Annotated in this window: 9 protein-coding genes, 1 tRNA gene and 1 other RNA gene; 4 read left to right on the top strand and 7 right to left on the bottom strand. The window is 40.0% G+C overall.

The window, feature by feature from the left end; genetic code table 11:
* Position 1 precedes the first annotated feature (1 nt).
* The 6 genes from imuA to IYN84_RS05435 form a co-directional block, all read right to left on the bottom strand.
* Complete coding sequence (imuA, locus tag IYN84_RS05460) at positions 2-808, bottom strand: translesion DNA synthesis-associated protein ImuA (protein WP_196138143.1); 807 nt, start codon at positions 806-808, stop codon at positions 2-4.
* A gap of 217 nt (positions 809-1,025) precedes the next feature.
* Positions 1,026-2,027: a hypothetical protein gene (locus tag IYN84_RS05455; protein ID WP_210330299.1), complete on the bottom strand. Its 1,002-nt coding sequence runs from the start codon at positions 2,025-2,027 to the stop codon at positions 1,026-1,028.
* A gap of 255 nt (positions 2,028-2,282) precedes the next feature.
* Positions 2,283-4,430 carry a transporter substrate-binding domain-containing protein gene (locus tag IYN84_RS05450; protein ID WP_196138141.1) on the bottom strand — a complete coding sequence of 716 codons (2,148 nt, stop codon included), beginning with the start codon at positions 4,428-4,430 and terminating at the stop codon, positions 2,283-2,285.
* Between the two features lie 38 nt (positions 4,431-4,468).
* Entirely contained in the window at positions 4,469-5,395 is a 927-nt protein-coding gene (locus IYN84_RS05445) for a lipid A biosynthesis lauroyl acyltransferase (protein WP_196138140.1), read from the bottom strand.
* 9 nt (positions 5,396-5,404) lie between these two features.
* Complete coding sequence (locus tag IYN84_RS05440; RefSeq protein ID WP_196138139.1) at positions 5,405-6,637, bottom strand: serine hydrolase; 1,233 nt, start codon at positions 6,635-6,637, stop codon at positions 5,405-5,407.
* A 129-nt stretch (positions 6,638-6,766) separates the two neighbouring features.
* Positions 6,767-8,323, bottom strand: a complete 1,557-nt coding sequence (locus IYN84_RS05435; RefSeq protein WP_196138138.1) for a SulP family inorganic anion transporter — start codon at positions 8,321-8,323, stop codon at positions 6,767-6,769.
* Positions 8,324-8,877: 554 nt separating this feature from the next.
* Here IYN84_RS05435 and rmf point away from each other — a divergent pair.
* Together rmf and nadA are read left to right on the top strand one after the other, a co-directional pair.
* Positions 8,878-9,051 carry a ribosome modulation factor gene (gene rmf, locus IYN84_RS05430; RefSeq protein ID WP_196138137.1) on the top strand — a complete coding sequence of 58 codons (174 nt, stop codon included), beginning with the start codon at positions 8,878-8,880 and terminating at the stop codon, positions 9,049-9,051.
* A 218-nt stretch (positions 9,052-9,269) separates the two neighbouring features.
* On the top strand, positions 9,270-10,286 hold the full coding sequence (gene nadA / locus IYN84_RS05425; RefSeq protein ID WP_196138136.1) for a quinolinate synthase NadA: 1,017 nt from the start codon (positions 9,270-9,272) through the stop codon (positions 10,284-10,286).
* Between the two features lie 80 nt (positions 10,287-10,366).
* Here nadA and IYN84_RS05420 read toward each other — a convergent pair whose 3' ends face one another.
* Positions 10,367-11,503, bottom strand: a complete 1,137-nt coding sequence (locus tag IYN84_RS05420) for a PilT/PilU family type 4a pilus ATPase (RefSeq protein WP_196138135.1) — start codon at positions 11,501-11,503, stop codon at positions 10,367-10,369.
* A 231-nt stretch (positions 11,504-11,734) separates the two neighbouring features.
* Here IYN84_RS05420 and IYN84_RS05415 point away from each other — a divergent pair.
* Positions 11,735-11,824: transfer RNA gene (locus IYN84_RS05415), tRNA-Ser, on the top strand.
* 47 nt (positions 11,825-11,871) lie between these two features.
* Positions 11,872-11,968: signal recognition particle sRNA small type (gene ffs, locus IYN84_RS05410), an RNA gene on the top strand.
* Positions 11,969-11,975: the final 7 nt, after the last annotated feature.

The following is an 11,975-nucleotide window of genomic DNA, read 5'->3' as shown; positions in this document are numbered from 1 at the left end:
CTTAGTGGTACATCGATAGGTTATGGTTATTGAAAGTCGAAGGTGAGCTTTGAATTTGTGAGTTATTTTGAGCTCGAACTTCTTGTTTATGTTCAGTAACACAAGTGGGACGGATGTTTTCCTTCGAATTCAAATTTATCTGAGGCCAATCAGTGGCAGCCTGATTAGTCCAATAAAGACTTTCTGGAAAAAGTTCAAGGGTTATTTCTTGACCTGCCCAGCCTCCAGGCTGCTTTATGATTGATAGTTGTCGCTTTAGTTTTGTTGTATTCTCAAGAGTAATTCTTAAAGCGGCCGGACTTGGTTGGGTATGCATTTTGTAATGTCGCAAAATAAATCCCCAGCAATTGCCAGATTTTACTGCCAGAGATAGCTTGCGTATTTCACGGTTAAGGCTTTGTGCTGGTAACCAGCAAAGAACCGCTGAGCAGGCATTTGACGACATTGCTTGCTGAGCTGTCCATATAGTTTGTTGTGTCGTTTGTGTACGAATAAAAATCAGTTTTTCTATCTGTATTTGCTGTTCGAACAAGGCTGTAGCATTAGGTAAAAAAGGTGGATTTATCCAGCAGATATAGCCCGGTTTCTGACTTAGTTGTGAGAGCAGGGGAGACAGCAGGCGAATTTCTCCTATTCCATGCTGAGGTAGTAAAATTTCACTCAATACTGCTTGCGGCCAGCCGCCATAGTGAAGTGATTGATCCAATTTTCGGTAGCCACTGCTCATGCTTGTCGTTTTAGACTTACGACAGGCAGCTTGCCAGATAGACTGGTTTCTAAGTAATTGCTTGAGTGCACTGGAAGACATGAGAGCTTAAAATAACCTGATCAAAACAAACTAATGCTACTTATATAAGTAGCATTAAAATGAGTGGTTATCCAGTGCTTTTTTGGGGGATTTTGCTAAGTTTTTGAATTTGTGGGATCTTTATTTTTAGACGGAGAATAAATAGTCAATTTGGAACAAGATAAAAAGCGAAAAGTCTCACTAACTATAGTGAAAGTCAGATAAGATAAAAGACTGGCTAAATACAAAACCATTCCTTTTTAAGCTGATCTGTTTTACAAAGCTTTTCGGCAACAATGGCTACATCGACCGTATAGTAGAGAGAAGCAAGTCCCAGTTCCTGTCTACCCATATTATGAAAGATGATGCCTGTGGCTATATCCTGTGCAGTATATTTACGAGCATGACTGGCAAAATATAAACTAGCTTTATTAAATTCGGAATTGGTTAGCAAGTTAAGGATTCGTCCGATACCGCTGTGGTAGCTTTGTGTTAGTAATAGTGAAAAAAGTGTATCTCTTTTTTGTGCAGGCAAGTGGCCGAAAACTTGTTTAAAAGCGGGTTTCAGATTTCGATAGTTTTGTTGAAAGAGTCGAACCGCGCAATCAACCTGTGCCATTCGGTGTCGATAGAATTTTTCAGGAATTTGACAGTCGCTCAATACTTCAGGCCTAAGTTGCAAAAGGCCTATGGCATTTGCAGCTGAGTGACTATGTTTTTGAGCTCCGCTTTCAATGATTATCTGTGCAAGAAAATGGCGAAATTCAGAAGCATTTATCGATTGTTTGGTAATTTGGGATTTTGCTTGATAAACCTGATCGACTAACTGAAAAAGTGGAACCGGATTACTTTTTGTTCCTGCTGATAATCCATCCCAGGTCCCCCAGAGACGATCTTCTTTATTGATACCATTTAAGCGGCTTATAGCCGCGTCAATGTCAGCATGAGGCTGATTACAGTTAAGTGCGAACGGATATCCAGATTCATTACTGGTGCCACTAACAAAATGATTGACTTTATTTGTTCTATAAAGTTTTTCACGCACAGTATTTAGTTTCTTTTGTGTTGACAGAGGGCTTTCCTGGTTGTCGATATAACCTAAAAATTGGCCCCGGGTATTATAGAAGATATGACGCTTGCGTTCTTCGCAGAAACTGCGTTGAAACAATACCCATTGACGGATTTGGCTGAGATTAGCATGAAAATTCTGACTTAGGTGATAGGGCGAACTTCTGATCACCTGCAACCAGTGATCGGGCGAGTTTAGTTTGAAGCCAGTTAGGTTGCTAAGCAAGAAGGTAATTAAAACAATTTTTTTAATAAACATGTTATCAGGATAAAAATTATTCAGATCAACAAAAAATCAATTTAGCGCATCTCAATAATGACGGGCCCTTAACAAAGTTATCCCCAATGATATCCACTAAATCTGGGGATAAATAAAACACTTTTCGATCAGAAATTGATCAATAGAGAAAACTATACGCTGTCTTTTCTACATGATATTTAAATAGCTTAAATATCTCTGATTAATTTCTCGAACATATTGGACCGGCTCACTACCTCTACAATAGCCAAATCTTGCTTTTTTATAATATTCGGGACGCTGTAATAACAGCATGGCTTTCTCAACATGGTTGAACCACTTGTCATCTCTCCATCCTTTTTCTCTGGCAAGTCTTTGTGCGTCTTTAACATGACCATAACCTGCATTATAAGCTGCTAACGCAAAAAGAATCCTTTCTTGAAGTGGTAGCTCGTCTGAAAAGCGTAGTCTTGTCCAGTTTAAATAGTCGACACCAGCTGCAATCGCTTCTTTAGGATCGAAAAGGTTCTGATAACCAAGCTCTTTCGCTGTTCTTGGCAGAACTTGCATTAATCCTAAAGCCCCTGCACCTGATTTTGCCTCAGGGTTAAATCGACTTTCCTGATACATTTGTGATGTAATTAAACGCCAATCGAAACCATAAGGCTTAGTTTTTTCTTTCACAAGTGAGTCATATGGAGAAAGAGCAGAACCATCAGTGATTCGTTTTTCACGATATTTTTGCTTGCGCTTGTCATTACTAAAATATTTGTTTTTGACTACGTTATAAAAAGTGTTGCGGTATTCTTTCTTAATAAAGGTATTGAGAGAATTCAGCAATAGAGGGTTGTTTTTGCGAACGATATAGGCATATGGAATATCTTCTTTTAAAGTGAGAGGAGAATTAATTTCTTCTCGAAAGCTTTCTTCAATACTGATTAGGTTACTATCAGCGATCGTTAAATCGATTGACTTTCGAGCAACCTGATCGATTAATAGTTCAGTTGACAGTAATTCATCTGCAGCCTCGACCTTGACGCCATATTTTTCCCTTAAACTAACAGCTGTACTCCAAAATGCGCTAGATTGGCGTACACTAATAGTTCGTCCTTTCAAGTCATCTAATCTTTTCAGTGGCGGCGAATTCTTGTGAGCAACAATCTTTTCAGAGACACGGTTGTAGCGAAAACTGAAGTTTAAAGATTTCTTTCGTTCTTCTGTTCGAGATATTCCAGCGGCAATAAAATCTCCTTTTCCTTGCTCCAACATGTCGAGCATTTCCTGATAGGTTTCTGCGACTATCACAGAAAGTCGTAGTCCATTTTGTTTCGCAAACTCCCTGGCCAACTCATACTCAAACCCCATTAGCTCTCCTTTCCATAGAAAGTAGGTTTCAGGGCTATTGCGAGTGATCATGCGTAGGCTCCTCCCTGAATGCTTAATCTTATCCAGATCATAAGTCCTACTTTCATTTGAGGTTTTTTCAATATGATGTAACGCGACAAACTGATTTAACTTATCTTTTAACTCGATATTTCCTTTGGCGAGAGCCCATGCATAAAGTTTATTTTGCGGAAGTTGTAATATTGAAATTATGTCGCTTCGATATTCTCTTAAGGATCTATATTGAACTTGATCGATGATTGAAAATTGAAACTCTTTACTGGCAACTTTATCGGCAAGCTCATCAGAGTCCAGAGCTTCAGTGAACTTGGATATTTTCCAGGATGGATAATTTTGGGAAACAGTATCAAGATAGGAAGATTTCTCAGGCAGAAATAACATTAGATCTGATTCGATTATGTTTTTCGAGTCTATCGAAGACTGATTGCTGGTCGCAGTAATTAGTACTTCTTTTCCGTTAGCTAGTGGGGATGTGAAATCAAACTTCTCTTTTCTGCTATCAGTAACAGTCAGGTGCCTGGGAATAATATCTATTTCATTATTTTCAAGAAGTGCGAGAAGCTCTCCCAAATTATCAGCGCTTATCCAGTCAATTGCCAGATAATGTTCCTTTGCGAAAGACTGTACTAAATCGAAGTGAAATAGACTCGATGTACCTGCTCTAGGAAGCTGATTTTCCTCTTCCCAGACCAGCTTACCTAATCGCAATTTTCCGGAAGCTTTAATTTGTTCCCAGTTTTTCATTGAACGAGCAGGTGAATTTCCCCGTAATTCTTTATTACTTATTTTAAGCTCTTTTGCTTCAACCTTCTGAGCTTCAGCCTGAGCTGTTTGTGGAGAGGATTCAGGTTCCTTTTCTGAACATCCTGAATTAAAAGCCCAAATTAATAAGGACAGTAGAAAATGTGTAAAAAATTTTTTATGTATAGACATCTTTATTCCCTGTAAGATCCTGATCAGTACGATTGTCGTTATTTTTTGGGAGGGTAGATAGGCGGTTCTCCTTCCGGTCTTGTGCGAAACCTTTGATGTATCCAGAGATAGTTAGCAGGATGCTGTTTTAAAAAACTTTCCAGAAACAGGTTGATTTGTAAGGCATCTGCTTCAGCATTTTCTCCTGGGAAGTTTTCGAAAGCAGGGTGAACTTCGATTTCCAGTCCTGCGTAGTTATTTGTACGGACATTGGTTACAGGCAACACTGAGGCGCCAGACATTTTTGCAAATTTAGTAATGGCAGTTACTGTTGATGCTTTGATACCAAAAAAAGGAACAAAACTGCCTTTTTTATTTCCAAAATTTTGATCGGTAGCATACCAGATGGTTCCGCCGTTCTTGAGACATCGAATCGTTGCTCTGGCATCATCCTGAGTTAAAAGTCCGTGGACATGTCTTAGCCTTCCATTACGCATCATATATTCAATGAGTGGGCTTTTCTTGTTGGGTTTATACATTGCGAAAAAATCAATTTTCTTACCCATTAGACAACCTGAAACTTCCATGGATGTAAAGTGAAAGAAAATCATTATGACGCCTTTACCATTAGCCTTGGCTTTATCTACATTTTCCAGTCCTTTATATGTTGTATTTTTTTCCATTCTTTTTAGATCGGAAAACCAGCTTGTTGCTGTTTCTATTATTCCCAGAGCTGTCATAAACAGGGTTTCTTTCACAAGTTCCTTACGTTGGTTCTCTGTATACTCGGGAAAGCAAAGTTCGATGTTTATCTCGGCAATCTTACGGCGTTTATGCGCATACTTTTCCAGTAGCCAGGCAAGCGCTTTGGCTAACTTAAGTTGAATATAAAAAGGTAGTCTGGCGATAAGCCAGGCAAAGCCCATAAATACTAATCCGGCCCAATGTTTCGGCCTTGCAAAAAAATAGGAAAGGGATTTATCCATAGTAACTTCTTAATTTAATACTTGTCTAAAATTTGAGTTTAATTTTTGGGCAATATACTGAAACATTGCGGTTGTCTTATAGTTCTCTTCACTACCGGAACGCCATAGAGGGTCAGCAGAGTTTTTTACTATGACTATTTTTTGTTGCGGATTAACATAAATGTATTGCCCGTAAACGCCGCGTGCCATAAAGTCATTTTTAGATGAGTCTGGAACCCACCATTGATAGCCATAACCAAATTTACTTGATGAGTAGCGGTTATCACCAGGCATCAAATGTGGTTTGTCTGGAGTAGTTGATCGCAAAAACCAGTCTTCAGGAATGATTTGTTCGCCAAGCCAGTTGCCTCTATTTTGAAAGAGTAGACCAAAGCGCGCGTAATCACGTAAAGTCACATTAAGCGTACCAAAGGCAAGTTCCATACCTGTATCATCAACTAGCCATTTTGCATCACTTCGCATTCCAAGTTTTGACCAAATTTTTTCATGGAGGTATTCACTTGGTGATTTTCCAACCGCATTTTTTAAAACTACTCCAAGCACCTGAGTATCCATGCTTACATAGTGGTGAAATTTACCTTGAGGCTTATGCGCTTTCAAAGTAGCAGCAAACTCGTTGATAGATGCCCCTAAAGCGATAACTCGTCCCATGCGATTTATATCGGAATAAAAGTCAGCATAGTCTTCATTAAATGATACGCCTGAACTCATTTGCAATACATTCTCTATCGAAACACCGTCATAGCCACTCTCAGTAAACTCTGGGGCATAGCGAGTAACCGGTTGGTTAACATTGTCAATATATCCCTCAGAAATAGCGATTCCAATCAAGGCGGACACAATTGACTTGTTGACTGACCAGGAAATATGGAGCCTGTCTTTGTTATGGCCTGAAAAGTATTTTTCAAAAACTATCTGACTATCTTTTAGCACAATAAATCCAGTGGTTCGTGTTTGCTCGAGATAGTCCTGTATATTGAATTTTTGGTTATTAAATTCAAATTCGAGGGGAAGCTTTAAAGGTGAATTGACAAGTTTGAAATTTGGTTTTCCTTTAGCAATAGTACGATAGGGAAAAATATCACTCATATGCTGAAAATTGTAACTTATTTGGTCAGCATCAAACAAAGTAACGACTTTATAAAGACGATAGGCTTCTCGGTGGTAGAGGCCCAACCCTAATAAAAAGAAGAATATTGACAAAAAAGCTATAAAGCGTTTTTTTCCAGAAAGTAGCTTCATTATTTAGCGGAATAGTTATGTTTATCAACTGATTATATGCAGCTGAGCGATTAATGTCATTGATTTAATTCTTCCGTATAGATAAAAGAAAAGCCCGTTGAACGGGCTTTTCTTTTGTTCTATCTAAATCTAGGCAAGAGAACTGTCAGCCACGTGGTAGTTGGGATCTTCAATTACATTAACTTCTACCAGGTTGCCAGCCTTTCTTAGGAGTTGTTTACATTCAGGACTTAAGTGCCGGTAGTGCAGCGTTTTACCTCTACGCTGGTACCTTTCGGCCAGTGTGTCGATTGCTTCGACTCCTGAGTGGTCGTAAACCCTTGCATCTAAAAAATCAACAATAACGTCGTCGGGGTCGTCTTTCGGCGTAAAAATATCCTGAAAATTACGGGCGGAGCCAAAGAAAAGGGGGCCGTGCACTATATAGACTTTGGAACCACTTTCATCAATAGTCTTTTTCGCATAAATATTTTTGGCATGTTTCCATGCGAAAACAAGAGCTGAAATTACAACACCTATTATCACCGCTATTGCCAAATCAGCTATTACAGTAATAGCTGAAACTGCAACAATAATGAATATTTCTGATTTTTGTACTTTATTTATCATTTTGAAACTGGCCCACTCAAAAGTGCCTAATACGACCATGAACATTACGCCAACTAGCGCTGCTAATGGAATAACTTCGACCCATTCCGAACCAACCAGAATAAACAGTAGTAGAGCAACCGCAGCCGTTATACCCGAAAGTCTGCCGCGACCGCCTGAGTTAATATTAATCATTGATTGACCGATCATGGCGCAACCGCCCATGCCACCGAAGAAGCCGTTGACTACATTAGCAGTACCCTGACCAATACATTCCCGATTACCTTGCCCGCGGGTTTCGGTTATCTCATCAATTAAAGTCATTGTTAGAAGTGATTCAATCAGGCCAACACCTGCCAGAATCAATGAATAGGGTAAAATAATTTGTAAAGTTTCAAAGTTGAACGGGACTGACGGTATTGAAAAACTCGGTAGGCCAGCTGCGAGTGTTGCATCAGGATTTCCAGAATTAGAGCGAACATAGTCAATGACATTAGGTATCGGGAGATCTGCAGCTATGACGATGCCGGTGACGACTAATATTGCGACCAATGAAGAAGGAACTGCTTTTGTTAATTTTGGTAGAAAGTGAATAATCAGCATCGTCAAAGTAACCATTGCTGCCATCCAGACCAGCATTTCCCCCTGCATCCATTGAGCTACATTACTTTCATTAATGACTTTAAACTGACCTAATTGTGCCAGGAAGATAACGATAGCCAGACCATTTACAAACCCTAACATCACTGGAAATGGAACCATCCTTATGAACATTCCAAGTTTAAAGACACCTGCAAGTATTTGAAAAATGCCTGTTAAAACAACAGCTGCAAAAAGGTATTCTACGCCATGAACCGCTACCAGACTCACCATAACAACGGCCATGGCGCCTGTTGCGCCGGATATCATGCCGGGACGCCCACCTATGACCGATGTGACTAAACCCACCATAAAAGCTGCATAGAGTCCTATCAGGGGATCCACTCCAGCGACAAAAGCGAATGCAACTGCTTCTGGAACTAGCGCTAGCGCCACTGTTAGTCCGGAAAGCACGTCATTTTTAATACTATTGGTTGAATAGGAGTTTAGATCGAACATTGCAAGTCCTTCAGTTATGAGCTCCGCCCAAAAACTTTGTAGGTTAAAAGGGCGCGAATACTACACGATGAGATACTTATGTCAATCCAACAGCTTCAACAGATTTTGAGGTAAATTATTGATAGTCAGTGTTTTACAACAAATTAATAAGTAGCTCACAAAGAGTGTAGTCGAACATTTAGTGAGGATAAGTCGCAAGAAATATTTAAATATCTTCATCCAATAATGATCGAATGAGACAAAAGTCATAAAATGGATAATAAATGGTTATTAAAGTATCTTTAATAATGCTTTTCTTAGCTATTTTATATTATCGTTATAAGAAATAATTTTTTTTAAAAACAATTGGTTAGGATAAATAAGTTAAGTAAGACTTTAACTTTAGATATATTTCGAAATCGATTTGGTTATTTTAATGCCAAAATTTTATTTGCGGAACTAATCCGATCCTCCTAAGGTCTATAGGTGGCCAACGGAAAATTGGACAGGTTACTAAGAAAACGCAAAAACACAGTTTTTGTCGAACACCTACTAACTCAGAGGTAACTGCATATATGAAAAGACAGAAGCGCGACCGATTCGAGAGAGCCCACAATAAAGGATTTGCAGCCGGTATTAGCGGTAAATCCAGTGAAGCTTGCCCATTTACCACCGCGGACATTAAAGAGCAGTGGCTTGGGGGCTGGCGAGAAGCTAGAGCTGAAATTAGTCGTGGTTATTTTACTTAAGCAGCAATTTTTGAAAGTTTGTCCAAAATCCGTGTAGTTGAATGTAAGGGGAAGCCCACTCAAGCTTCCCGGCGGTGGCCCACCGCTAGAATCTCCCCTAAAGCCTCCTATTGGAGGCTTATCTTTTTAAATAAGATCATAAAGCATCAAAAGCTATTGCCCTTTTGCCCAATGTATTTGATATAATCACCGCAACGATTTTGCATTCATCAAGTATTATGTTTAACCCACAAACTGTTGATTTCCCTTTCCCCAGACCCCCAAAAGTACTATCCAGCGACGAGTCAGAGCGTTTGCGGGAGATATGTAAGCAGAAGCTAAAATCTAACAATGCGGTTTTAATCGCTCATTATTACACTGACCCCGAGATTCAACGGCTAGCAGAAGAAACTGGTGGTTTTGTTGGCGATTCACTTGAAATGGCCAAGTTTGGCGCAACTCATCCTGCTGATACTCTGGTTGTTGCCGGGGTAAAATTTATGGGTGAAACTTCTAAAATGTTGAGTCCTGAAAAGCGGGTTATTATGCCAACACTTGAAGCTACGTGTTCATTGGATCTGGGCTGTCCCGCGGAGGAGTTTGAGAAGTTTATCCAACAGCACCCTGAAAGGACTGTTGTCGTATATGCGAATACGTCTGCTAAAGTCAAAGCATTAGCAGACTGGGTAATAACTTCGAGTATTGCAGTTGACGTGATTGAGTATCTATCCGCAAAGGGAGAACAAATTCTATGGGGGCCTGATCGTCATTTAGGAAGGTATATTCAGCAAAAAACTGGAGCGGATATGGTCCTGTGGAAAGGCCACTGTATAGTTCACGATGAATTCAAACATATTGCATTGGAGAAAACCAAAGCTTTGTATCCTGATGCGGCAGTACTAGTTCATCCAGAGTCTCCAGAATCCGTGATAGCGCTCGCAGATCATGTCGGCTCAACTTCACAACTCATTAAAGCCGCACAAACCTTGCCGGAAGAACAGATCATAGTCGCTACAGACAAGGGCATATTCCACAAAATGCAACAGGCGGCGCCTGATAAAGAATTAATCATAGCTCCAACAGCAGGTGAGGGTGCGACTTGTAAAAGCTGTGCTCATTGTCCCTGGATGAAAATGAATGAGCTAATCAATTTATCAGAAGTGTTCGAACAGCAGAATAATGAAATATTTGTTGAACAGAACTTAATTCAACGAGCGTTGAAACCTTTGGAAAGAATGGTGAATTTCAAGAAATAACTTTCCGATTAATATTTAGCATTATGCAGAAATAGCAAAAAAGGGGGAATAGATAACCCCCTTTTTTTAATTTTAAAGAGTTAAAGCTTAGTAGAAAAGTTTGGGCCACTTGGCTTTTTCTTTTCGCCCGGCATATCCATACTGGCGGTTTTTTGTCCGCTTTCGGATAATCGCATTTGAAGGTTCAAATCGGTTCTCGATTCAGCAAATCGAAGCGCATCCTCTCGGGTAATAGTTCCAGCTTTATATAGCCTGAAAAGAGATTGATCAAATGACATCATGCCATCCATCTGATGTTTCTCAATCGCCTTTTTAAGTTCTTCGAGATTACCTTTTTGAATAATTTCCTGAATATCAGGAGCTTTAAGCATTATTTCTAGCGCTGCAACTCGTTTTCCTTGCTGGCTCATAACCAACCTTTGCGACACAATACCTTTTAAAACACTGGAAAGCTCTTTCATAACTGAAGGCCTTTGTTCTGAAGGTATCATGTTACGGATTCTTTCAAGCACTTGTTTGGCATTATTCCCATGAAGTGTGGCCAGACAAAGGTGACCCGTTTGTGCATAGCTGATCGCATATTGCATAGCTTCTCTGTCTCTTATCTCACCAATTAGTATGACATCTGGAGCTTCGCGCATTGCATTTTTCAGAGCGTTGTGGAAACTTTTTGTATCTACACCGATTTCACGTTGGTCAATAATTGAGAGTTTGTGTTCATGGAGAAACTCAATAGGGTCTTCAATTGTCAGGATATGACTAGTATCCTTGCGATTGCGGTAATCAATCATTGCTGCTAGTGTAGTTGATTTCCCACTGCCCGTTGGTCCGCAAACCAAAACAAGTCCAGCTCTTTCCATAACCAGTTTTGCAGTTTGTTTGGGAAGCTTGAGTTCTTCAATACTCGAAATATCCGACTTAATATGGCGCATCACCATACCGACTTCACCCCGTTGAAGAAATACATTTACCCTGAAACGGCCTATGTCGCCTACAGATATAGCAAAATTTTGCTCCCACTCTTCTTCGAATTCTTCTATTTGCTTCTCGTCCATAAGCCCGTAAGCAATATCTTTAATAGCGCCGGGAGGCATTGCGCCTTGTCCCATTGGTGTAGAAACGCCTTCAATTTTCATATGAGGAGGAGCGCCTGTGCTAAAAAACAGATCGGAAGCATTTTTTTCCGCCATCAAACGAAGTAATAATTTGATATCCATCGGTTACCTTTTTGGTTTTATCGTAAACATTAAGTGAATGATTTTACGACTAAATCGTGAGTTGGACTTGATCTAAAGCCATTGAGTTATCATAGACTGAAATTAATCTTTTATAAAGCATTGCCATTTAATTCGAATTTGTATAATCTACGCGCCTCAATTCAAGAGGAATATTTATCAGATTATCCTCAAGAATTTTGTGAAATTGGTTAGTAAATTAACAATTTCCTAGGTGAGGTGTCCGAGTGGTTGAAGGAGCACGCCTGGAAAGCGTGTATAGGTTAACACCTATCGAGGGTTCGAATCCCTCTCTCACCGCCAGATCAATGCAGTTTTTTCTGGTTAACCAGATGACACAATGGTGGCCCTATTGGTCCTCCCGCAACGATAGGTTGTAAACCCCGCCAGGCCCGGAAGGGAGCAACGGTAGCAACTGACTCGTGTGCCGGGATGTGGCTGATAGGGCCGCTTC

The organism is Aliikangiella sp. G2MR2-5 (assembly GCF_015687155.1).
GTDB lineage: Bacteria > Pseudomonadota > Gammaproteobacteria > Enterobacterales > Kangiellaceae > Aliikangiella.
This window is presented reverse-complemented; position numbering and strand designations above follow the sequence as displayed.

What these genes read in the sequence shown, in the direction of transcription:
- nadA (WP_196138136.1), top strand. Translation starts at nt 9,270, where the DNA reads ATGTTTAACCCACAAACTGTTGATTTCCCTTTCCCCAGACCCCCAAAA.
- IYN84_RS05450 (WP_196138141.1), bottom strand. Translation starts at nt 4,430, where the DNA reads ATGTCTATACATAAAAAATTTTTTACACATTTTCTACTGTCCTTATTA.
- IYN84_RS05440 (WP_196138139.1), bottom strand. Translation starts at nt 6,637, where the DNA reads ATGAAGCTACTTTCTGGAAAAAAACGCTTTATAGCTTTTTTGTCAATA.
- IYN84_RS05435 (WP_196138138.1), bottom strand. Translation starts at nt 8,323, where the DNA reads ATGTTCGATCTAAACTCCTATTCAACCAATAGTATTAAAAATGACGTG.
- rmf (WP_196138137.1), top strand. Translation starts at nt 8,878, where the DNA reads ATGAAAAGACAGAAGCGCGACCGATTCGAGAGAGCCCACAATAAAGGA.
- IYN84_RS05420 (WP_196138135.1), bottom strand. Translation starts at nt 11,503, where the DNA reads ATGGATATCAAATTATTACTTCGTTTGATGGCGGAAAAAAATGCTTCC.
- imuA (WP_196138143.1), bottom strand. Translation starts at nt 808, where the DNA reads ATGTCTTCCAGTGCACTCAAGCAATTACTTAGAAACCAGTCTATCTGG.
- IYN84_RS05445 (WP_196138140.1), bottom strand. Translation starts at nt 5,395, where the DNA reads ATGGATAAATCCCTTTCCTATTTTTTTGCAAGGCCGAAACATTGGGCC.